Raw genomic sequence first — 22,700 nt, 5'->3', positions numbered from 1 at the left:
GTGCCCCCGTAGACTTCCCGGGGTGACGGACGTGGCTGCGGCGTACGGGATGGCGGGGCGCCCGCTGTGGTTCGTGTTCGCCGCGCTGTTCGTCATCGTGATGGCGCGCTCGCACCTGTTCTACTGGCTCGGGCGGGGCGTGTACTCGGGCGCCGCGCACCTCGCGGACCAGGCGGTGGCCGGTGCGCCCGCCGCTGACGCCACCGCTGCTGACACCGCCACCGCCGCCGCCGCGGCCGCTGCCGAGGACGACGCCCGCCGTGGCGCCGCCCTGCGCGCCCGCGCCCAGCGGCTCGTGCAGACCCGCGCCGCGCGCCGCGGGCTCGCCCTCGTGCACCGCTGGGGCCCGCTCGCCGTGACCTTCGCCTACGTGACGGTCGGCGTGCAGACGGCCGTGTTCGTCGGTGCCGGCCTGCTGCGGATGCCCTACCTGCGCTTCGTCGTCGCGTCCGTCCCCGGCAGCGTCGCGTGGTCGGCGATCTGGGGCACCGTCGGGCTCGGCGTCGTCTGGGGAGCCGTCGGACTCGCTGCGCGCTCGCCGTGGGCGCTGGCGGGTGTCGTCGCCGTCGTCGCGGTCGTCGTCGTGGTGGCCCTGCGCCGGCACCGGGCCGGCCGGCGGCCCGTGGCCGACGGGCCGGCGGCGACGGACGCGTCCGCGGACCGGACGTCACCCGTCGTCTGACGCCGCCGCGCCCGCGCCCAGCCCCGCCGTCAGGCGCCGTCCTCCTGGGCCAGGCAGAACTGGTTGCCGTCCGGGTCGGCCAGCACCGTCCACGTGAACCCGTGCTCCGTCCGCTCCGCGACCAGGGTCGCGCCGTCGGCGACGAGCTCCTGCGCCGTGGCGGTCCGGTCGGGCACGTGCAGGTCCAGGTGCAGCCGGTTCTTGCCCGGCGTCGGGTCGGCCACGCGCTGGAACGCCAGCGTCGGCCCGCCCTCGGAGGTCACGAGCACGAAGCCGCCTCCGGCCTCGTCCTGCACCGTGCCGCCGGTGTGCCGAGCCCACCAGCCCGCCAGGGACGCCGCGTCCGTCGTGTCGAAGTTGATCATGCCTACAGTCATCGCGCTCATGGGCCCAACCTAGGTCCCACCACCGACACCCGGGGCCCAGTTCGCCGGCCGCGTCCGCGCAGGTCGGGACGCTAGGCCTGCGCCGGCTGGTCCACCGCGCCCCCGTAGCGGCGGTCGCGGCGGGCGTAGGTCTCGATCGCCCGCCACAGGTGGCGCCGGTCGACGTCCGGCCACGGCTCGTCCAGGAACACGAGCTCCGCGTACGCCGCCTGCCAGATCATGAAGTTCGACGTGCGCTGCTCCCCCGACGACCGCAGGAACAGGTCGACGTCGGGCAGGTCCGGCTCGTCGAGGTACCGCTGGACCGTCTTCTCGCTGACCTTGTCGGCGCGCAGCCGGCCGGCGGCCACGTCCTGCGCGATCGCCTTCGCGGCGTCCGCGATCTCCGCCCGGCCGCCGTAGTTCACGCACATCGTCAGCGTGCAGGTCGTGTTGCCCGCGGTCAGGCGCTCGGCCTCCTCGAGCTCGGAGATCACCGACCGCCACAGCCGCGGCCGCCGGCCCGCCCAGCGCACCCGCACGCCCCAGTCGTTCATCACGTCGCGGCGCCGGCGCAGGACGTCCCGGTTGAAGCCCATGAGGAACCGCACCTCCTCGGGCGAGCGCGACCAGTTCTCCGTCGAGAACGCGTAGGCCGACACGTGCGTCACGCCGATCTCGATGGCGCCGGCGACGACGTCCAGCAGGGACGCCTCCCCCGCGGCGTGCCCGGCCGTGCGGGGCAGCCCGCGCGCGTTCGCCCACCGGCCGTTGCCGTCCATGACGATCGCGACGTGCTTCGGGACGAGCTCCTTCGGCAGCACGGGCGGGCGGGCGCCGCTGGGGTGCGGCGGCGGTGGGACCGGCATCAGATCCTCTCGACCATCGGCAGCGAGCGCAGCGTGCGCTCCAGGTGGAACTGGGAGTACGCGGACACCAGCCCGTTGCCCTCCTTGCGGTGCCGCTCGGCGGACGCCTCGGCGACGGGCCAGTCCCCGGCGAGCAGCGCGGCCAGCAGGCTGAGGGTCTCCGGCGCCGGCGCGGTGGCGCCCGGCGGGCGGCAGGACAGGCAGACGGCACCGCCCTGAGCGACCGCGAACGAGTGGTGCGGACCGGGCCGGCCGCAGCGCGCGCAGTCGGTGAACGACGGCGCCCACCCGGCGATGGCGAGGGCGCGCAGCAGGTACGAGTCGAGCACGAGCCCCGGCGCGTGCTCGCGCCCGGCGAGCGACCGCACGGCGCCGACCAGCAGCCAGTACTGCTGCAGCGACGGCTCCCGCTCCGCCTCGACCAGCCGCTCGGCGGTCTCCAGCATCACGGTGCCCGCGGTGTACAGCGCGTAGTCCTCGCAGACCGGCCGGCCGTAGGCGCCGAGGGTCTCGACCTGCGTGACGACGTCGAGGCTCCGGCCCGTGCTGAGCTGGGCGTCGACGTGCATGAACGGCTCGAGCCGCGACCCGAACCGGGACGTCGTGCGCCGGACTCCCTTCGCGACCGCGCGCACCTTGCCGTGGGTGCGGGTCAGCAGGGTGACGATCCGGTCCGCCTCCCCGAGCTTGTGGGTGCGCAGCACGATCGCCTCGTCGCGGTAGAGGCTCACGCCCCTATTGTCCCCCGCCGCGCCCCCGTTCGCGTGCTGCCCGCGCCGCCCGCCCGCGCACCCTGCACGGAGCGCCCCCCGGTCCCCCACACGCCCCGAGCCTCCGGCCGTTCGGATCCCCTCGCGCCGACACGCCCGGCGCGCCTGGTCGTTCGGATCCCTCCGCCCGCGCAACCCCTGACACCCGGCCGCCCGCGCACCGCTGACACCCGGCCGCCCGCGCACCCCCGACTGCCCGGTCCTCTGCGCTCCCGTGGTCCGTCGTTCGGATCCGTTCGCACCGACACACCCGGCGAGTCCGGTCGTTCGGATCCGAACGACCGGGGGGGAGTCGATGCGACCGGACGCGGCGACGCCCGGCCCCGCACCGGCGCGCGGGTGGCGCGGTGGGCGGGACCGGGCGCGGGGGCCGGTCAGGGGTGGTGCCGGCCCCCGTCGTGGGGCCCGCGCCGGGTCAGGCGGGGGCGGACGCGCGCTCGGCGCGGTTCACCGCGGACACGATGGCCTTGAGCGACGCGGTCGTGATGGACGGGTCGATGCCGACGCCCCAGAGCGTCTGGTCGCCGACCGCGCACTCCACGTACGCGGCGGCCGTCGCGTCGCCGCCGGCGGACAGGGCGTGCTCGGCGTAGTCGAGCACCTGGACGCGGACGCCGACCTGCCCGAGCGCCGCGACGAACGCCGCGATCGGCCCGTTGCCGGACGCCTCGACGGTGCGGTCCACGCCGCCGTCCACGAGGTCCACCGCGAGCGTGTCCGGGCCCTCCTCGCCACTGGTGGTGCGGGTGCCGCGCAGCGCGAACCGGCCCCACGGCGCGAGGTCGGACCCCGGCTCGACGGGCAGGTACTCGTCGGTGAAGATCCGCCACAGCTCGTCCGCGGTGACCTCGCTGCCGTTCGCGTCGGTGAACCGCTGCACGACCTGCGAGAACTCGATCTGCAGCCGGCGCGGCAGGTCCAGGTCGCGCTCGGACTTCATCAGGTAGCTGATGCCGCCCTTCCCGGACTGCGAGTTGACGCGGATGATCGCCTCGTACGACCGGCCGACGTCCTTCGGGTCGATCGGCAGGTACGGCACGGCCCAGACGACGTCGTCGACGCCCTTGCCCTCGGCGGCCGCACGGGCCTCCAGGGCGTCCAGGCCCTTCTTGATCGCGTCCTGGTGCGACCCGGAGAACGCCGTGAACACCAGGTCGCCGCCGTACGGGTGCCGCTCGGGGACGGCCATCTGGTTGCAGTGCTCGACGACACGCCGGATGTGATCGATGCCGCCGCCGACCGCGAAGTCGATCTCCGGGTCGACGCCCTGGCTGAACAGGTTCATGCCGAGCGTGACCAGGCAGACGTTGCCGGTGCGCTCGCCGTTGCCGAACAGGCAGCCCTCGATGCGGTCCGCGCCGGCCAGGTAGCCCAGCTCGGCGGCGGCGACGGCGGTGCCGCGGTCGTTGTGCGGGTGCAGCGACAGCACGACGTGCTCGCGGTACCGCAGGTTCCGGCCCATCCACTCGATGGAGTCCGCGTAGACGTTGGGCGTCGCCATCTCGACGGTCGCGGGCAGGTTGATGATCACCGGCTTGTCGGCGGTGGGCTCGAACACGTCCAGCACGGCGTTGCAGATGCGCGCCGCGAACTCCAGCTCGGTGCCGGTGTACGACTCCGGGCTGTACTCGTAGAACACCTCGGTGCCCGGGACGCTCTCCTCGTACTTCTTGCACAGCCGGGCGCCGGAGACGGCGATGTCGACGATGCCGTCCTCGTCGGACCGGAACACCACCTCGCGCTGCAGGACCGACGTGGAGTTGTACAGGTGCACGATGGCCTGCTTCGCGCCGGCGATCGCCTCGTACGTCCGCTCGATGAGGTGCTCGCGGGACTGCGTCAGGACCTGGATGACGACGTCGTCGGGGATGCGGCCCTCGTCGATGAGCATCCGGACGAAGTCGAAGTCCGTCTGCGAGGCGGACGGGAAGCCGACCTCGATCTCCTTGTAGCCCATCTCGACGAGCAGCTCGAACATCGCCAGCTTGCGGGCGGCGTTCATCGGCTCGATCAGGGCCTGGTTGCCGTCGCGCAGGTCGACCGCGCACCAGCGCGGGGCCTTCGTGATCTGCTTCGTGGGCCAGGTCCGGTCCGGCAGCTCGACGCGGATCTGGTCGGCGAACGGGCGGTACTTGTGCACCGGCATGCCGGACGGCTGCTGGGGGTTGCTGTCGTGGTAGCTCATCGGAGGTCCTTCGCGTCGCGGGTGCTGCGGGTCAGCCGGCGCACCGAACACCGCGACGAGGATCCGGCCTAGAGGGCCTCGTCGCGGCGGCGAAGGAGGAGGGTGCGGAGCGAGAGCACGTCAGCACTGTACCCCTGCCCGTCGGTCGGACCGCAAGCGCTCAGCATCCGGACGTCACTGGAGCAGCAGGATCTCGTCGCGCGTCCGGAGCACGAGGTGGCCGCCGACCTCGGTCACCGCCCGCACGCCGTCGGGCACCGGCAGGCTCCACTCGAGCACCCCGTCCACCAGCCGCCGCGCCTCGATCGTCGACGCCCCGGAGCCCGTCCGGCCGGCGGACAGGACGAGCCGCCCGTCGGTGAGCGGGGCCCACCACATGAGCGTCTGGCCGGGCGTCTGCCACAGCACGTCGCCGGTGCGGACGTCGACCACCTGGTAGCCGTCCACACCCACGAGGACGAGCTTGCCGTCGACGCGCAGCCGCGCCGCGCGGTACGTGTCGAGCCGCCACAGCTCGTCGCCGTCCGGCAGGGACCGGCCCACGACGCTGCCGCCGCTGTCCAGCACGAGCACGTCGGACGGCCGGCGGTCCGTCGCCGTGAACGACGGGAAGAGCGCCGACGACCGGAAGAGCTCCTTGCCGCTCCGGTCCCGCACCGTGCCGCCCTGACCGCTCGACCAGGTGCCGAAGACGCCCTGCGCGAGCGCGCCGATCGTGTACCACCGCGGCGTCCCGGTGGTGATGACGGAGCCGTCCGCGGCGTCCAGCACCGACGCGGACCACCCCTGCACCAGCACGAACGCGTCGTCCACCCTCAGCTCCGAGCCGGAGACGATGCCCGAGCGCAGCCGCAGCGGCTCGGCACCGCGGTACCACCAGCGCAGGTGGCCGCCCTCGGCGGAGTAGCGGGCGACCTGCGGGTGGCCGTCCGGCGCGATGCTCAGCACGACGACGTCGTCCGCCAGCCGCTCGACCGCCGCCAGCCGCCCCACGAGCGTGAACGTGCTGCGCACCGCGCCGGTCGCCGCGTCGAGCGCCGACACCCGCGCCCAGCGCTCGTCCGGTGCGGGGAACGGCACCGTCGAGGGGTGCGCGGGGTCCGTCGCCACGACGGGCGGCTCCACCACGCACACGACGACGTCGCTCGTCCCGTCGGGGTCGGGCAGGCACCCCGTGAGCGGCCGCGTGCCGGCGGCCGGGCCGAGGTCCTGGTCCCAGCGGCGGCCGCCGGTCACGACGTCCCAGGCGGTCACCCGGAAGCGCCCCTCGCGCACGGACGCCGCGAGCAGCACGCCCTCGGCCGCGAGCAGGTCCTCCGAACGCGTCACCGGTGCGCGCCAGCGCGTCCACGGCGGGTCGTCCACCGGGCGGAGCATGCCCGCCGCGGTCCGGGGCCGGGCCGGGTCGCCGCCCGCCGCCAGCCCCGCGCCCACCGCACCGCCCGCGACGAGGGCCACCGTGATCGCGACGACGGCCCACCGCCGGGCGGTCGGCTGCCCGCCGCCCGGGCGCCCGGCGCGACGGTGGCGCCGCACGGGAGCGACGCCGTCCCGGGCCGCGCTCGTGCCGTCGACGTCGACCAGCTCGACGTCCTGCATCGTCGCACGAGACCGCGCGCGGCCCATGCGTCACTCTAGGCGCGCAGCCCCACGGACAGCGAGAGGTCGCCGAACGCCACGAGCGAGCCGTCGGTCAGCCGGACGCGCCGGTCGGGCAGGCACACGATGCGCTGCCCGTCCGCCAGCGTGACGAGGGTGCCGTTGGTGGAGCCGCGGTCCACCACCCACGCCCCGTGCTCGTCGGCCCCGAGCATGAGGTGCGTCTTGGAGACCGAACGGCCCGGGTCGCTCACGGGCGCCACCCGGACGCCCGGCTGGGGCTCGGGGTTGCGACCGACGAGCAGGGGTGCCTCCAGCCCGACGACCGTCCCGTCGGGCAGGCGGACGGCCCAGGAGCGCGGGGCGTCCGGCCCCGGTGCCGTCACCGTGGCGGGGAAGGGCTCGGGCGGCAGGGGCGGGACAGGCGGGAGCGGTGGCTCGGGCGGGAGCGCGAGCCGGGGCTCCGGCGCGGGTGGGACCCGGGGCTCGGGCGGGAGCGCGAGCCGGGGCTCCGGCGCAGGCGCGACCCGGGCCTCCGGCGCGGGCGAGAGCCAGGGCTCCGGCGCGAGCCGAGGCTGAGGCGCGGCCCCGGACTCCGGCGCGGGGGCGGCGACGGGTCCCGGCGTCGCCGCCTCCGCGGGCGCCGGTGCGGGGGCGGCGGGGGCCGGCGGCACGGCCCACACCGGCGCGGCCGGCAGGGGTGTGCGCGCCTCCTCCGGCGCGGCGGGCGCGTCCGGGTGCGGCGGCGTCGGCACCGACGGCTCGACGTGCGCGGGACCCGGGGCCGCCGCCGCGCCGGGGGCGGCGTGCCGCCCCGCGCGCTCGACGTCGCCCGCGGTGCCCGGCCACCCGGGCAGCGCACCGGCCGCCGGCACGGTCGGCATCTGCCGGGTGTCGAGGTCCGGGCCGGGGCCGGGCCTGCCGAGCGGGGGCAGGACGAGGCCGGGCGCGTCGAGCTGCCGCTCCCCCGCGAGCGCCGCCCACCGGGTGCGCGCGGGCAGGTCCGGCTGCGGGGCGGGCACGGCCCCGGGCGGGTCGTCGACGCCGGGGCGGACGGGGGTCGCGTCCCCGGGCGGGTCGTCGGTGGTCCCGGTTCCGGCCCACGGCACCTCGCGCGCGACGACCGGCTCGGTCGCGGGACGGCGCACGGGCTCCCACGCGGCGATGCGCCGCGCGGCGGGCAGGCCCCGGACGTCGACGACGACCGCGTCGGCCACCCGGTCGTGCCAGCCACGGCGACGGCCCGTACCGTCGAACAGCGGGCTGAGGAGCACGAGCAGCTGCCCGACCCCGCACGCGAGCGCGCCGATCGCGACCACGAGCGAGCGGACGAGCGCCCGCCCCATCCCGAGCGGCCGGGCGCTGCGGACGTCGACCGTCCGGAGGCCGAGCAGCCGGCGCCCCACGGTCCACCCGCGCGTGCCGTGGCACACCCACTGCACGACGCCCCACACCGCCAGGAGGACCGCCCCGGTGACGAGCAGGGCTCCCGACGGCGTCGCCGCGGGCTCCTCCTGGCGGACGGAGGCGACGGCGGCAGGCACCGTGGCAGCCCACAGCGGCGCGGCGACCAGGGCGGTGAGCACGCCGTCGACCAGCGACGCCGTCACCCGGCGTCCGATCGGCGCCGGTGGTGCCCCGTGCACGGCGGGTACCCCGCCGCCGGAGGTGCTGCTCATCGTCCTGCTCCTGTGCTCCGTCGGGCTCGCCCGCCACGGCGGCGCAGCGAGCGGGTGGTCAGCCGGCCGCGCCAGCGCTGCCGGGGCGGGGTCGCGGCGCGCATGCGGTCGAGCGCGCGGTCGACCTGCGCCCAGTAGTCGCGGGCGTCGGCGACGGACGGCTCGTCCGGCCCGAAGACGGCGGCGTCCGCCCGCTCCGCGAGCGCCACGACGGCGGCGCCCGCCTCGGCCCCGGCCGCGGTCGGCGCGGGCGGCGCGGCACGTCCACGACGCGCTGGCACCGGCGGTGGCGCCGTGAACGCCCGGTCGAGCGCCCGGGCGCCCTCGCGGCGGGTCGCGACCGGGTCGACGTCCCGCTGCAGGTCGGTCGCGAGGTCCAGCACCTCCTGCCAGCCCCCGACGACGCGGCGCAGCGGCACCGGGTCACGACGGCGGCGGCGGCGACGGCGGGCCTTCAGCGCCGCGATGACGAGGAACGGCGACAGCAGCAGGAGCAGCCCGCCGGACCCCGCGGCGACGCCCAGCGCGATCCGCTGCCAGAGCGCCCAGCCGGACTCGTCGGCCGGGTCCTGCGTCTGGGGCTGCTCGGTGTCGTCCTGCGGCGGCTCCACCGGCTCGGGTGCCGGCGGCGGGGGCTGGGCGACCTGCGGCTCGGGGTCGGCCTGGCTGGTCTCGGTCTCGTCCTGCGGCGTCTGGCTCTCCGGCGGCGTAGGGTCGAACGGCACCCAGCCGTGGCCCGCGAAGGCGATCTCCACCCACGCGTGGACGTCGGCCCCGGTCACCACCACCGGCTCGTCGGGGTCCGCCGTCGGCGTCTCGTCCGTCCCGGCGTCCCCGTCCTCGTCGGCGCCGGGCACGAAGCCCATGACCACACGTGCGGGCAGGCCGAGCTCCCGGGCCATGAGCGCCATCGCGGACGCGTACTGCTCGTCGTCGCCGACCATGAGCTCGCCGTCGAGCAGCGTCGCCACCCGGTCGGCCCCGTGCCCGGAGAGCGACGGGTAGTCGCCCTGGTCGGTGCGGCCGTGGGAGAAGAACCCGTTCTCCGACAGCGTCCGCTCCAGGGCGCGGGCGACCTCGACGGGCGTCTCGGCATCCCGGACGGCGTCGGAGGCGGCCGCCACCACCGCGTCGGGCACCGCCTGCGGCTCGGGGAGGTCCAGGTCCCGGCCCGCGGCGGAGCCGATCGCGGCGTCGTCGGGCTCGGCCGGCACGAGCGCGTCCAGCGTGTACGTGAGGCCGGTGCCGAGCCCGCCGGTCAGCACGGCCGCCCCGGTGGCGTCGTTGAACCGCAGCCGCGCCTGGTCCTCCTGGTCGTCGAAGCGCACCGACACCGCGTCGCCGACGGTCGGCAGCCACACGCCGTCCAGCTGGTCGACCTGCACGCGCACCTGCACGCGGGTGCCGACCCCGGCCGCGGCCGCCGCCGCTGCGGCCTCGGCCGCCCCGTCGCCGACCGTCTCGCCGACCCGGCGGAACTCCCCGGAGGCGCGCGACGACCCGTCGCCCGCGACGTTCCACACCACGCCGTCGAACCGGTCGAACGTCGCGAGGCGCACCCGGGCGCCCGCGGGCAGGCCGGTCACCGTGAACAGGTCGACGGTGTCGTCGTCCTTGACGAACGCGCGGAACGCCGACAGCGGGCTGGCGTAGTCGCGGGGGTCGAACGGCGGGACGAGCTCGTCGCGCAGCACGAAGCGGTCGCGCTGCTGCTCGACGACGGCGCCCGCGCCGAGCCCCGCCCCGGCGGCCAGGGCGACGAGCGCCACCAGCGCGACGGGGCGCCGGACGCGGAGCCGGCTCGCGCGCCACGAGGCCCAGACCACGAGGACCACCGCGAGCGCCGTGCCGACCGCCGCCGGCGCGACGACGGTGTGGGTGCCGAGCAGCACCGCGACGGCGAGGCACACGGCGGGCAGGGCCGCGGCCGCCGGTGCGGCACGGCCGGCGCCGAGGGCGAGCCGGATCCCGACGGCGGTCGCGGTCACCGCCAGCAGGTACGGGGGAACCAGCAACCAGCCGGACCCGCCGAGCGGGGGCTGGAGCGTGAGGACGTCCTTCCAGCCGAGCACCGAGCCGCGCACGACCGCGACCGCGGACGCCGGCGTCGGCAGCAGGCCGCCGACCGTCTGCCCGGGCGTCGCCAGCGGGCCGCCCGCGAGCACGGCGACGGCGACGAGCGCCGCAGCCGTGACCGGCGGTGACCACCGGGCCCACGCGGTGAGGACGCCGACCGCGGCTCCCACCAGCACACCGCCCACGACGGGGACGACCAGCGTCGACCCGCCGTACACGGGCAGCAGCGGCGTGAGGGCGGCGGCGGTCGCGACGGCGAGCACGAGCACGTCGACGACGGCCGCCGCGCCGCGCGGCACCCCGCGCCGACGTGCGGCCGCGGGGCGCCCGGATCCCCGGGGACGGCGGGCCGGCCCGCCGGGCGGCGGCCCCGCCGGGGGGCCGGGGGGCGTCGCCGCGGGGGCGGTCGGGAGGGCGGTCGTCGTGCTCATCCGGCCGCCGCCAGGCGCAGGGCACGGGGAAGGTCGTCGAGCGCGCCCAGCCGGACCAGGCTGAGACCGCGCTGCGTGCGGACGTGGACGGCCGAGCCGGGGTCGCAGGAGACGACGAGCGTGCGGGTGCCTTCGGGCACGTGCCGGGCCGCGGCGCGCAGGTCCGCGTCGGCGACCACGGCGCCGGTGACGAGGAACGCGAGCGTCACGTCGGCGGCCTCGCGCGCGATCCGGCGGCCGAGCAGGGCCGTCGCGGTGCCGTCGGGACCGCACACGATCGCCGAGCAGTCGTCGAGCAGCGGGCGCCGGGCCGTGGTCCGGACGCGCCCCGGGCCGGCGAGCACCGCCAGGGGGTGCTCCTCGGCGATGACGTGCACCCCGAGGGAGGCCACCACCGAGACGGCGAGCTCGAGCTCCGCGTCGTCGTCGGCGTGGCCGTAGTCGCGCGGGTCCGTGGCGAGCGCGACGGCGGTCTGCGTGCGCCGGGTGTCCTCGTACTGCTTGACCGTGAGGACGCCGCGCCGCGCGGTGGTGCGCCAGTGGATCGAGCGCCGGTCGTCCCCCACCACGTAGTCGCGCAGGGCGTGGAAGGCCAGGTCCATGTCCGACAGGTCGCGGGTCGAGCCACCCTCCAGGTCGCGCAGCAGGCCGGCGTCCGCGCCGGTCAGCATGACGACGCGGGGGTGGACGTACAGCTCCTCCGAGCCGGTGGTCACGGCGTGCCGCACGGCCAGCCCGAGCGCGTCGCCGCGCACGGCCCGCACGGGACCGACCGTCACGACGGCCCGGCGCTCCGTCGGCACCGCGAACAGCTCCTCGTGCTCCGCGCCGGGTGCGAGCGACGGCACCTCCAGCTCCGCACGGCCCTGACCGACCTGCAGCTCGAGCCGCACCGCCCGGGTCCGGCGACCGGCGGGCGCCGTCACGACGACGCCGCCGAACGCCCGCTCCCCCACCCGCACCCGGCGGTCGGCGAGGTCGAGGCGGACCGCGTGCGGCAGGCGGCCCCACGTCATCGCGACGGCCACGACCAGGGCGGCGACACCGACGGCACCTGCCGCAGCGAGCTCGACCCAGCCGAGCAGCACGCCCGCGACCGCGGCGGCCGCACCGAGCAGCCCCGCGCCCCAGCCGACGCCCGAGAGCCGGGTGTGCGAGCGCCTCACGGCGTCACCCCGGCCCGGGTGCGGACGGTCCAGCTCACGCCCGCGCCACCGGCGGTGCGGTCGCGGACAGCACGCGCTCGACGACCTGCGTGGCGGTCGCGCCGAGGAAGTCCGCCTCCGGGTCGAGCACCAGGCGGTGCGCCAGCACCGGCACGGCCAGGTCCTTCACGTCGTCCGGGATCACGTACGACCGTCCCGCCGCCGCGGCCTGCACCCGGGCGCACCGCACCAGGGCGAGGCCACCGCGCACGCTGCCGCCGAGCGCCGTCTGCGGGTCCTCGCGCGTCCCCTCGAGCAGGCGGGCGACGTAGTCCAGCACCGCGCCGTCGACGTGCACGGTCTGGGCGAGCTCCGACATCTCGACGACGCCGGCCGTGGTCACCACCGCGTCGAGCGCGCGCGTGCGGTCCCGGGCGCCCGACAGGATCTCGACCGTGGCCGTCCGGTCCGGGTAGCCGAGGGACGTGCGCACCAGGAACCGGTCGAGCTGCGCCTCCGGCAGCCGGTACGTGCCGGCCTGCTCGATCGGGTTCTGCGTCGCGATGACGACGAACGGCCGGCCCACCGGGTGCGTGTCCCGGTCGACCGTGACGTGCCCCTCCTCCATCACCTCGAGCAGCGCGGACTGCGTCTTCGGCGAGGCGCGGTTGATCTCGTCCGCCAGCAGCACCGAGGTGAACACCGGGCCCGGGTGGAACTGGAAGGTGCGCGTGCCCTGGTCCCAGATCGTCACGCCCGTGACGTCGCTCGGCAGCAGGTCGGGCGTGAACTGGATGCGCTGGTGGGTGCCCTGCACCGACGCGGCGATGGCCTTGGCCAGCGACGTCTTGCCGGTGCCGGGCGCGTCCTCCAGGAGCACGTGGCCCTCGGCGACCATCGCGGTCAGCACCAGCCGCACGGCCCGGTCGGCACCCAGCACCGCACGGGAGACGTTGGTGACCAGGGAGGCGAACGTCTCGGCGAACCAGGCGGACTGCTCGGGGGTCATCGGGGGGTCGTCTCCTGTCGGGGGAAGGGGGTCGTCTGTCTCATCGGCAGGGCGGGCGTCACCCGGAGGTGCCGGGGTCCGGGTCAGTGCCGGGGTCCGGATCCGGCTGCTGCGGCGGTTCCTCCCACGAGATCTGCGGGAATGCCTCAGCCCACGCGGACCAGCCCTCTTGTGTGTGGACCCGGACCCTCAGCGTCACCTGGGAGTTGTTGGGCAGGTTCGAGTTCGGCAGCGCGAAGCTTGCGCTCGTAGCAGTAGACGGCGTCGGACTTCCCTCGATCGCACGCCAGGTCCAGCCCGAGAGGGAGAACTCGTAGTTGTCGATCGCCCGCCCGCCTGTGTCGGAAGGAGCAGACCACGCGGCGGTCGCGTCTGTGGGTCGCCCGTAGCCCGAGGCCGACGAGGTGCTGAGCGACAGACCGGTCGGTGCTGCCGGCAGCGTGAAGGCAACCACGGGTTCGGACTGTGGGCTTCCAGGCCCGCAACCGCGTCGGTTGCATGCGACGACGCTGATCTGGGCGGAGTCGCCACCCCGCATGTTCTGCACCGTGTAGCTCGGGTCGAAGACCTGAGCCACTTCGGCGCCTCCGCTGAACACCTTGTAGGACGTGACGATGTCCCCGTTGCCCCGCGGCACATTCCAGGTGAAGCGCACCGACCCTCTACCGGGGCTGGACGTGCTGGAGGAACCAGGTTGGCCGACCGGCCTGCCCGGTGCGTCGGGGACGTCGAACGCCTGGGCAGGCAGCTCGACCGACGATGTCGAACCAGCCTTGTTCCTGGCGACGACGCGAACCGTGTACGGCGTCTCGTTCTCGACCCCGGTGAGCGTGAAGCTCGGAGCGGCTGAGGGCGTGACCGAGTAGCTGCCGGCCTTGCGCCCTCCGGAGACCACGACGACGTACTCACGGATCGCGTCACCATTCGGATCCGCAGGATTCCACCGGACGGTGAACTGCTCGGAGGCATCTGACCTCACCGCGTCCGGGGGGAATGTCGGCGCGCCAGGTGCCCCCGCCGGGATTTCCGTCGCGGACGAGGTGCTCCATCCGCTGGGGTCCGGCGCACGGTTGTGCGCCCGCACGCGGACGGTGTACTCCGTGCCGTTCGCCAGGCCGGTGAACGTATAGCGCGTCCCACTCGTCGTGACCGAGCCCGCCCCGCCCGGCGGGGCGGGCGAGATCTCCAGCGTGTACGACGTCACCGGCGACCCGTTGCTGGCCGGGGCGTCCCAGACGGCGGTGAGCTCGCCGTCGCCGAAGCCGGTCCAGCGCGGCGGCGCCGGCGTGTCGGGGACGGCGTCGGGGCGCGCCACGGCGGACGCCGGGCTGGGGTCGGACATGCCGACGGCGTTCTCGGCGGCGACGGTGAACGTGTACTCCACGTTGTTCGTCAGGCCGGTGATCGTGCACGTGGTGCTCGCGCACGAGGTCGGGGTGCCGCCGGGGCTCGCGACGACCCGGTACCCGGTGATGGGCTCGCCGCGGAAGTCGGGGGCGGTCCACGACAGGACGACGGTGCCGTCGCGCACCTCGCCGATGCGGGGGGCTGCGGGCGTCGCGGGCTTGCCGCGCACGCGCAGCGAGATGCCGGCGGAGACCTCGCGGGCCGGGTCGCCGGTGGCGTCCCGCACGCGCACGCGCACCACCATCTCGCCGACCAGGTCGGCGGCCGGGCGCAGCACCACGTTCTGCCCGGACACGGCGGCGGTCCCGGTGCCGGGGGTCTCGACGGTCGCCGAGACGACGCGCAGCGGCTGGTCCGGGAACGGGTTGTACGCGCCGGCCAGCACGTCCACGACGCGCTCGCGGCCCTGCACGCCGTCCCCGAGCGACACGTTGTTGACCACGGCGACGCGCCGGGTGCTCGCGATCGTGCGGATCTCCACCTGGACGTCCATCGACGACGACCGCCCGTACCCCAGCTCGAGCTGGAGCGTGGCGCGCGTGCCCTTGGGCGTGCCGACGTCCGCGGCGACCGTGAGCCGGCTGCCGGACAGGCCGACCGTGAAGCCCGCCGGCTGCCCCGAGGTGAGGCGGTAGGTGTACGTCTCCGCGCCCGACGCACCCTCGACGCCGCGCGTGAACGCCAGCAGGTCGACGGTGGCGGCGGGCTCGCCCGGCCCGACGTCCACGACCGCGGGGTCGAACACCGGCGGGTAGTCGTCGAGCGTGTACACGGTGATCGGCAGCGTGATCACGGCGGTGCGCGCGCTCGTGTCCCCCGGCCCGGTGGCGTCGGTGACGGGCACCGTGATCGACGCCGGCCCGACGTAGCCGTCGGCGGGCGTGTACTGCACGGTGGTGTCGTCGACGAAGAGCGACGAGCCGTCCGAGCGGGTGGCGGTGAGCTGCGTCGCGTCCGACACCTGCGCGACGCGCCCGGGGGCGACCTGGATCTGCTCGCTGAGCGGGATGGTGAGGGTCTCGCCGCTCGCCACCCGCAGCTCGGGTGCCCGCGGACGGGCGGTGGGCGGGAAGAAGCCGAGCGCCGGCACCGAGATGAACGCGTAGGACCGCACGTCCTGCGCGGTCCGGTTGGTCAGCAGGTACGGGATCGTCTGCGCGGTGGCGGCGAGCGTCACCGTGACCAGCCCGTCCGCCCCGACCGAGGCGACGTCGGCGGCGGAGCGCGGCACGGACACCTCGAGGTCGTCCAGCGGCCCGCTCGGGTTCTGGGCGACGGCGAGCACGTCGACGTCGACGGAGGTGCGGCCGACCGTGTCGACCGGCGGGACGACGACGTCCTGGGCGATCGGCGGCAGGACCGGCGCGTCGGGGTCGACCGTCACGGTGAGCACGGCCCCGGCGCGGGCCCCGCGGGTGTTCTGCGCGGTGTAGCCGATCGGCATGACGCCCGCGGCGTCGCCCTGCACCACGACCCGGCTGCCGACCACCGACGCCGTGATCCCGGCGGGCACCTCCAGCTCGTCCTGCAGGGACAGCGTGCCGCCGGAGACGTCCGTGTCGTTCTCGAGCACCCGGACCTCGACGCGCTGCCCGGGGCGGATGGTCACGGTGTCGTCGCGCGCCACCACCCGGTTGCTGTCGCCGGGCCGGGCGGCGATGCCGACGCGCACCGTCGCGACGGCCCGCTGCCCCGTCCAGTCCTCGACCGCGTAGGTGAACGTGTCCGTGCCGGCCTCGCCGGGCAGCGCCTCGTACTCGAGGTAGTCGGCCCCGACGCGGGCCACGCGCCCCTTGGTCCCGGCCGACGCGACACCGAGCAGCGTGACGCCGTCGCCGTCCGGGTCGATCCCGACGAGGGGCACGGGGATCCGCACCGTGTCTCCGGCGAACACGCGCGCGACGAGCGCCTTCGGGCGCGGCGGCGCCTTGGTGTCGGGGTCGGACTCGTGGACGCGCACCGTGAGGGTCGCGGCGGTCTCGTTGCCGTCGGAGTCCCGGACGACGAACGTCGCGTGGACCGTCATGGGCGTCGCGGGAGCCTGGTACCGGAGCACGTCGCCGGCCACGAACAGCAGCCCCTCGCCGTCCCCCAGGGGCTCGGCGAACTCGGGCGCCAGGCTGATCTCGTCGCCGTCGGGGTCGTGCGCGCCCTCGAGCACCGGCACGGTCACGACCCCGCCGGTCCGCACGTCGGCGGTGGCGTTGGGGACGACGGGTGGCTGCGACGACCCCGACGCGGGCACCGGCGAGACGATGATCTGCCCGGTCGCGGTCTGCGTGCCGTTCGACACGACGTACTGCAGCGTGACCGGCGCCGCGAGCGCCCCGACGGCGGAGATCTGCACGAGCTCCCGCTGGCGCACGGCCACGCGCAGCCCCTCGGGCGCGTCGACGGACAGCAGCAGCAGGACCCCGCCGCCCGGGTCCGTGTCGTTCGCCAGGGGGGCGACCGTCGTCTGACCGCCCTGCGGCAGGTACGCGTGGTCCAGCACCGCGACCGGCGGCTCGGGCTCGTCGGGGCGCTCGCGCACGTCGATGCGCGCCAGCCCGACGGCCTGCTGCGGCGGGGCGGTGACGGTGAACGAGACGTAGAACGTGCCCGCGGTCGGCGCGCTGAAGGAGAACGTCCCCGCGTCGAGGTCGGGGGTGACGGTGACGCCCGTCGCCTGCTCGACCCCCGCGAGCCGCACGGGCTCGCTGCCACGGGTCCGCACGGCCTCGAGCGGCGCGAGCTCGACCTCCTGGTCGACGTACGTCACCGCGTGCAGCGGGTCCACCAGCAGGTCGGTCGAGCCGGGCGCCCGCACGTCGACGTCCAGCGTGCCCTCGGTGGTCGAGACCCCGTCCGAGACCAGCAGCCGGACGACCGTGCGGCCCAGCTCCCCGCCGTCGGCCACGTACGTGAGGGTGCCGTCCTGCCGGTACCGGGCGGTGCCGCTCTCGGCCACGGCGCCCACCAGCGTCAGGGGGTCGCCGTCGGGGTCGCTGAAGTCGGACAGCACGGGGTAGGTCGCGGAGGCGTTCTGCTCGACGCGGATCTCGCCGGTGCGCACCTGCACGGGGGGCTCGTCGAGCGACGCGTCGCGGACGGTCACCGTGACCTGCGCCGTCGAGGGCGCGGTCGCGCCGCGGCCGTCGCTGACCGTGTACGAGAACGTCGCGCTGCCGGACGCGCCGGCCGGGACCTCGATCTGCAGCGCGCGCCCGCCGTACACCGGCTGCAGCGTGCCGATCTCGGCCGGCAGCGGGTCGACGTCGGTGATGGCGAGGATGCCGCAGTCGGAGGACGTGTCGTTGTCGATGACCGGCAGGATCGCGGTGCGCCCGGGACGGACGCCGAACTCGTCGTCGACGGCCGTCGGCGGAGCGCTGGTCGCGGAGCACTCCGGCACGAGCTCCTGCGTGGTGCGGTCGCCGTCGCTCTCGTCGGTCTGCTCGTCGGGCTCGTCCTCCGGGACGACGTCCTTCCACTCGGGCTCGCGGACCTCGGTGTCCTCCAGGGGCAGCCACAGCCGCCCCTCGACGACCTCGTTCAGCGCGACCACCTGGCGGTTGACGCGGAACACGAGCTGGTCCGACGTCGTCACGCCGGTGAGGTCGCGGACCTCGGCGTCCTGCCCGTCGCACAGCAGCAGGTAGTTCGCGGTCGTCGTGGGCCACGCGGCGTGCGCGCACGTCCCCACCCGCACCGGCGCCGCCGGCCGGCCCGAACCGCCCGCGTCGTGCTCGGCCGCCACCGACCCCGACGACAGGTCGACCTCCACCAGGCCCGTGCTGCCGGCGACGAGCGCGGCGCCCGCGGGCGGTCCGGGCTGCTGGAGGACCGCCTGCGCGAGCCCGAGGTCGGTCGACCCGCCGGGCGTGCGGACCGTCTCCCCGTCCAGGCCCACGGGCACGTCGCCCACGGCCGTGAGCGCGTCCACCGGCCCGTCGAGCGCCGGCCCGGCCTCGCTGCGGGTCGCGCCGCCGGGCACCGGGGTGAGGCGGGTGACCTCGCCGGTCTCGGCCTCCACCGCGAGCGCCGCGCCGGTGGTCGTGGCCACGGCCAGGCCCCCCGCGCCGACGTCGGCGTCGGGCTCGTCGCTGGTCTGCAGCAGCGGCAGGTCCTCGAACGTCCTGACCCACACCTGGCCGTCCGCGTCGGTCACGGCGACCGTGCCGCCGGCCATCGAGACCTGCGCGCCGGCCGGGACCGCCACCTGGGACGCCGCGGTGACGCCCGCGGGGTCGACGACGGACACCGTGCCCGGCTCGACGATCAGCACCTCGCCGGCGTCCTGGAGCACGTCGAACTCCGTGCTCGTCGCCACGAGGCCGGCGTTGAGCTCCTCGACCTGGGCGTTGTACCGGCCGACCTGCAGCGTGCTCGTCGACGTCAGCCACACGGCGCCGTCGTTGAGGTCCACCTGCGCGAGGGGGAACCCGGGGTTGACCAGCGCGAGCGTCGCCACCACGGCGGGCACCGCGACCACGGCGGCCGTCGACGCGGCGCGACGGCGGCTCCAGCGCACGCTCACGGCACGCACCCCTCGGCCGGGAGGGTGGAGACGCGGCGGTCCGCCCGGACGATCGAGACCTCGATGCACACCTCCGCCGCCGTGCCGTCCGAGGGCACCGTCACCGTCGTGTCGTCCACGACGGCGAGCTGCGGCTCTCCCGTCGCGGTGCGCCGGCCCCAGAGGTACGTGTCGCCGTCCTGCTCGTCGGGGTTGGTCCAGGTGAAGACCACCGAGCCGTCGTCCTCGCGGGTGCCGAACAGGTTGGTGGGGCTCGGCACGGTCGACTGCACGGAGCCCGCGGGGCCCGGGAAGTCGTCGTCCCGCCCCGGGTCGGGGGCGCCGTCCGGGCGGCCCGCGAGCAGCACCACCGCGACGACCGCGGCCGCGATGACCACCACGGACCCGGCGACCGCGAGCACGCGCCCGGTGCGCGACCGCGCCGGCACGCCCGGGTGCACCTCGCGGACCTCGACCAGGTCGTCGCCGTCGGGCGACGCCGCGGCCGGCGACGGCGGCGCCGGGGAGGCCGGGGGCGCGAGCCGCGGGGCGGCGGCGTCCGGCGGCACGGTGAGGACCGGGCGCAGGCGCGTCGCGTCCGGGCCGGAGCCCACGTCAACCGGCGGGCCGGCCGGCACCGCGGGGCGGGGTCCGGGCGCGACCTCCAGCACGGGCCGCGCGCGGGTCGCGTCCGGCTCCGCCGCGGCGGGGGCGCCCGGCTCCGCGCGGACGTCCGCGACGTCCAGCGGCGTCAGCGGCAGGCCGAGGTCGGCCTCGACGGCGCGCAGGTCGTGCGCGAGGTCCAGCGCGTGCGCGTGCCGCTGCTGCGGGTCGCGCGCCATCGCCCGGGCGAGCACGGTGCGCAGCCGGTCGGGCACGTCGTCGCGCGCGGGGGGCACCGGGGTGCCGCGCTCGATGCGCCCCACCAGGTCCGCCGCCTCGTTGCTGCCGCCGGGCCGCTCGAACGGCGACCGGCCCGCGAGCGCCGAGAACAGGGTCGCGGCCAGCGAGTACACGTCGGACCGGGCGTCGCCGTGCGGGCGCGCGGCGAGCAGCTCCGGCGCGGCCCACGGGATCGACATGCCGACGGCCGGACCGCCCGCGTCCACCGTCGCCGCGATCCCGAAGTCCGCGAGCACCGGCCGTCCGAACTCCGTCGTCAGCACGTTGCCCGGCTTGATGTCGCGGTGCAGGATCCCCGCGCGGTGGGCGGTCTCGACGGCCGACGCGAGCTGCACCCCGAGCTGCAGCACCTCGGCGACCTCGAACCGCTCGGCGCGGTACCGCTGCCCGAGGCCCGGCAGCGGGCAGTACTCCATGACGAGGTACGGCCGGCCGTCGGAGGCGAGGCCCGCCTGGTGCACCGTCACGATCGAGGGGTGGTGCGAGAGCCGCGCCGTCAGGTCCGCCTCGCGCTCGAACGCGTCGCGCGCGGCGTCGTCCACGCCCGCGAGCAGCACTTTGACCGCCACCAGCCGGCGGGGCAGCTCCTGCTGGTACAGGAACACGTCCGCCGATCCCCCCGCGCCCAGCAGCCGCTGCACCGTGTAGCCCGGGAGGCGCGGCGGCTGCGAGGCCTCACGTCCGCGCGTCACGCACCCGGCTCCAGGGTGAACGTCACACCGTCGCCGAGGTCGACCACGTCCCCGTCGCGCACGACGACCGGCTCGCCGGCGGCGATGCGGCGAGGCGGGAGCCCGCCGGAGGACACGGTCACCCCGTTGGTGGAGTACAGGTCGGTCACCAGCACGGTGCCCAGCTCGAGGCGCACCTCGGCGTGGGTGCGCGAGATGTCGTGCTCAGGGCTCGGGACCGTCACGAGGCGGGCCTCGACACCCTCGGGGGCGCGGTCGGCCTGCGGGGCCCGGCCGATGAGCACGACGCCGTCCACCGGGACCCGCACGCCGGTCGACAGCGCCAGCCGCGGCACGGGTGCCGATGTGGCGACCGCACCGGGGGCGGGCGCCGCCGCGGGCTGCCCGCCCGGGACGCCGCGACCGGCGGCCGGCGTCGGCACCACCGCGCCCGACGGCCACTCCCCGGTCTGGGACAGCGCCCACGACGGGAGGTTCTGGCGGATCGACGCGAGCTCGCCGCTGAGGATGGTCAGGCCGTCGTGGTCGTCGGCGGACGCCGGCCCGGGCAGCACCGGGGCGGGCGCCGTCGCCGGCGCGGGCGCCGGGGCGGGCGCGGGCGCCGGGGGCGCGTCGCCGGCCGTCGCGGTGACCGGCGGCCACGCGAACGGCTCGGCGTCGGGCTCGTCGGTGCCGTCCGCGGCGTCCTGCGGCGCGTCGGCGGGGTCGGCGGGCTCGTCCGCCGGCGCGGCCTCGAGCGCGTCGCGCCGTCCGTCCTCGACCGGCTCCGCGGCCGGCACGGGCTCCGCGACGGGCTCCGCCCGCACGACGGGCTCCGGCTCCGCGACGGGCTCCGGCTCCACCACGGGCTCCGGCTCCGCGGCCGGCACCGGCCGGACGGCACCGCCGTCGTCCACGAGCTCGTCCTCGGACGGCTCCCCGGTCGCGGGCGCGTCGCTCTCGACGACCTCGCCCGGCGCGACCACGTGGCGGCGCGGGTACCCGGCCTGCGCCTGCGTCGCGGACGCCGTCGCGACCGGGACGGGCGTCGCGGCGTGGACCACCGGTGCCGCGTCGGATGCCGCGGCCGCGGCGTCCTCGGTCACGCGCACCCGCACCCGCGAGGCGCGCACGACGCCGCTCACGATCGGCAGCGCGGGGCCGCGCCCGGCGCCCGTCGCGCGGACCGTCACCTCGTCGGCGGACCCGACGGCACGCTCCGACCACGACACGACGTCGGGCGCGGAGAGCACCTCGGCGCGCGTGCCGCGCACCACCTCGACCTCGACGTCGCCCCGCAGCGCGGTCTGCACCGCCCCGGAGGTCAGGTCGACGGCGGCGAACGGGTGCAGCCCGCCGATGCCGTGGCGCACGAGCGCGTCGAGCTGGGCGCCGAGCCCGCCGCCGCGCTCGGGTGCGGACGCCCAGACGTCGCGGACGACCTCGGGCGGGGTGCTCGGCGCGAGCAGCAGCACGACGCCGCCCGCGACGACGGCGTACCAGTCGCCGGGGGTGTACTCGGGAACGGTCACCGAGAGTCCTCCTGGTGGCTCCGGGGTCGCGGGATGGTGGCCCCGTCGACCGTCTCGTCCCATGTCCTATCGGCACCCTCGGCCCCGAAGGCAAGCCATCCGGCGGTCCCGTCCTCGGGGACCTCGACGTCGACCACGACCGCGGTGGCGTTGTCGCGGCCGCCGGCCTCCACCGCGCGGCGCACGAGCTCGGCCGCCGCGGCACCGCTGCCGGGGGTCGTGGCCAGCACGTCCGCGATCTGCTCCGGGGAGAGCTCGCCGCTCACGCCGTCGGAGCACACCAGCATGCGGTCGCCCGGCCGCGCGGGCAGCGTCCAGTAGTCCGGCTCCGGGTCGGCGCCCGTGCCGAGGGCGCGGGTCAGGACGTGGCGCTCGGGGTGCCGCTCCGCGGCGGCGCGCGTGAGCGAGCCCGAGTCCACGAGCTCCTGGACGACGGAGTGGTCCACGGTGAGCTGGGCGAGCTCGTCGTCCGCCCAGCGGTACACGCGGGAGTCGCCGACGTTGAAGACCAGCCAGTGCGCGGTGCCCTCGTGGTCGCCGAGCGCGACGCCGGAGACGGTCGTGCCGCCCTCGCGGCGCTCGAACGTCGCGCGGATGCGCTGCGCGGCGCGCCGGAAGCAGGCGTGCAGGTCCGCCGGGTCGACGGCGCTCAGCCCCGCGAGGCGGGCGAACTCCTCGACGGCCAGCCGGCTGGCGACGTCGCCGGCCTCGTGCCCGCCCATGCCGTCGGCGACCAGGAACACCGGAGGGTGCGCGAGCAGCGCGTCCTCGTTCAGCGTCCGCACGCGCCCCCTGTCGGAGGCCGAGCCCCACGTCGTCCGCACCTGCACTCCCCTCGGTTCGGTCGGACACCATCCTGCCGGTACTTCACCACCACCC

The 22,700-nt window shown here is 76.5% G+C and carries 14 protein-coding genes; 1 reads left to right on the top strand and 13 read right to left on the bottom strand.

What is annotated here, in order from left to right; translation table 11 throughout:
• Positions 1-22: 22 nt before the first annotated feature.
• Positions 23-682, top strand: coding sequence for a DedA family protein (locus tag P9841_RS17810; RefSeq protein WP_283319914.1), 660 nt, complete (start codon positions 23-25; stop codon positions 680-682).
• 29 nt (positions 683-711) lie between these two features.
• On the opposite strand, the gene P9841_RS17805 is transcribed toward P9841_RS17810, so the two are convergent.
• The 13 genes from P9841_RS17805 to P9841_RS17745 form a co-directional block, all read right to left on the bottom strand.
• On the bottom strand, positions 712-1,068 hold the full coding sequence (locus tag P9841_RS17805; protein ID WP_283319913.1) for a VOC family protein: 357 nt from the start codon (positions 1,066-1,068) through the stop codon (positions 712-714).
• A gap of 71 nt (positions 1,069-1,139) precedes the next feature.
• Positions 1,140-1,916, bottom strand: coding sequence for an isoprenyl transferase (locus P9841_RS17800; RefSeq protein ID WP_283319912.1), 777 nt, complete (start codon positions 1,914-1,916; stop codon positions 1,140-1,142).
• Positions 1,916-2,647, bottom strand: a complete 732-nt coding sequence (recO, locus tag P9841_RS17795; RefSeq protein WP_283319911.1) for a DNA repair protein RecO — start codon at positions 2,645-2,647, stop codon at positions 1,916-1,918. Before recO ends, P9841_RS17800 begins: the two co-directional genes overlap by 1 nt.
• A 454-nt stretch (positions 2,648-3,101) precedes the next feature.
• A complete protein-coding gene (gene leuA / locus P9841_RS17790; RefSeq protein ID WP_283319910.1) occupies positions 3,102-4,871 on the bottom strand; it encodes a 2-isopropylmalate synthase in 1,770 nt (589 codons plus the stop codon).
• A 174-nt stretch (positions 4,872-5,045) separates the two neighbouring features.
• Complete coding sequence (locus tag P9841_RS17785; protein ID WP_283319909.1) at positions 5,046-6,470, bottom strand: outer membrane protein assembly factor BamB family protein; 1,425 nt, start codon at positions 6,468-6,470, stop codon at positions 5,046-5,048.
• Positions 6,471-6,505: 35 nt separating this feature from the next.
• Positions 6,506-8,149 (bottom strand): RDD family protein, encoded by a 1,644-nt coding sequence (locus P9841_RS17780; RefSeq protein ID WP_283319908.1) that lies wholly within the window; start codon positions 8,147-8,149, stop codon positions 6,506-6,508.
• Positions 8,146-10,524, bottom strand: a complete 2,379-nt coding sequence (locus tag P9841_RS17775) for a transglutaminase-like domain-containing protein (RefSeq protein WP_283319907.1) — start codon at positions 10,522-10,524, stop codon at positions 8,146-8,148. Before P9841_RS17775 ends, P9841_RS17780 begins: the two co-directional genes overlap by 4 nt.
• A 128-nt stretch (positions 10,525-10,652) precedes the next feature.
• Positions 10,653-11,822: a DUF58 domain-containing protein gene (locus P9841_RS17770; protein WP_283319906.1), complete on the bottom strand. Its 1,170-nt coding sequence runs from the start codon at positions 11,820-11,822 to the stop codon at positions 10,653-10,655.
• A gap of 34 nt (positions 11,823-11,856) precedes the next feature.
• Positions 11,857-12,810: an AAA family ATPase gene (locus P9841_RS17765; protein ID WP_283319905.1), complete on the bottom strand. Its 954-nt coding sequence runs from the start codon at positions 12,808-12,810 to the stop codon at positions 11,857-11,859.
• Between the two features lie 58 nt (positions 12,811-12,868).
• Positions 12,869-18,736, bottom strand: coding sequence for an Ig-like domain-containing protein (locus P9841_RS17760; RefSeq protein WP_283319904.1), 5,868 nt, complete (start codon positions 18,734-18,736; stop codon positions 12,869-12,871).
• Entirely contained in the window at positions 18,733-20,310 is a 1,578-nt protein-coding gene (locus tag P9841_RS17755; RefSeq protein WP_283319903.1) for a serine/threonine-protein kinase, read from the bottom strand. The genes P9841_RS17760 and P9841_RS17755 overlap by 4 nt, the downstream gene beginning before the upstream one ends.
• Positions 20,307-21,821 carry an FHA domain-containing protein gene (locus P9841_RS17750; protein ID WP_283319902.1) on the bottom strand — a complete coding sequence of 505 codons (1,515 nt, stop codon included), beginning with the start codon at positions 21,819-21,821 and terminating at the stop codon, positions 20,307-20,309. The genes P9841_RS17755 and P9841_RS17750 overlap by 4 nt, the downstream gene beginning before the upstream one ends.
• Entirely contained in the window at positions 21,818-22,645 is an 828-nt protein-coding gene (locus P9841_RS17745; RefSeq protein ID WP_283319901.1) for a PP2C family protein-serine/threonine phosphatase, read from the bottom strand. The genes P9841_RS17750 and P9841_RS17745 overlap by 4 nt, the downstream gene beginning before the upstream one ends.
• Positions 22,646-22,700 lie beyond the last annotated feature (55 nt).

It is taken from the genome of Cellulomonas sp. ES6 (genome assembly GCF_030053835.1).
Lineage (GTDB): Bacteria > Actinomycetota > Actinomycetes > Actinomycetales > Cellulomonadaceae > Cellulomonas.
This window is presented reverse-complemented; position numbering and strand designations above follow the sequence as displayed.

Bases quoted from the DNA above. Each gene is read 5' to 3' on its own strand.
- P9841_RS17805 (WP_283319913.1), bottom strand. From the start codon at position 1,068: ATGAGCGCGATGACTGTAGGCATGATCAACTTCGACACGACGGACGCG.
- P9841_RS17800 (WP_283319912.1), bottom strand. From the start codon at position 1,916: ATGCCGGTCCCACCGCCGCCGCACCCCAGCGGCGCCCGCCCGCCCGTG.
- leuA (WP_283319910.1), bottom strand. From the start codon at position 4,871: ATGAGCTACCACGACAGCAACCCCCAGCAGCCGTCCGGCATGCCGGTG.
- P9841_RS17785 (WP_283319909.1), bottom strand. From the start codon at position 6,470: ATGCAGGACGTCGAGCTGGTCGACGTCGACGGCACGAGCGCGGCCCGG.
- P9841_RS17780 (WP_283319908.1), bottom strand. From the start codon at position 8,149: ATGAGCAGCACCTCCGGCGGCGGGGTACCCGCCGTGCACGGGGCACCA.
- P9841_RS17765 (WP_283319905.1), bottom strand. From the start codon at position 12,810: ATGACCCCCGAGCAGTCCGCCTGGTTCGCCGAGACGTTCGCCTCCCTG.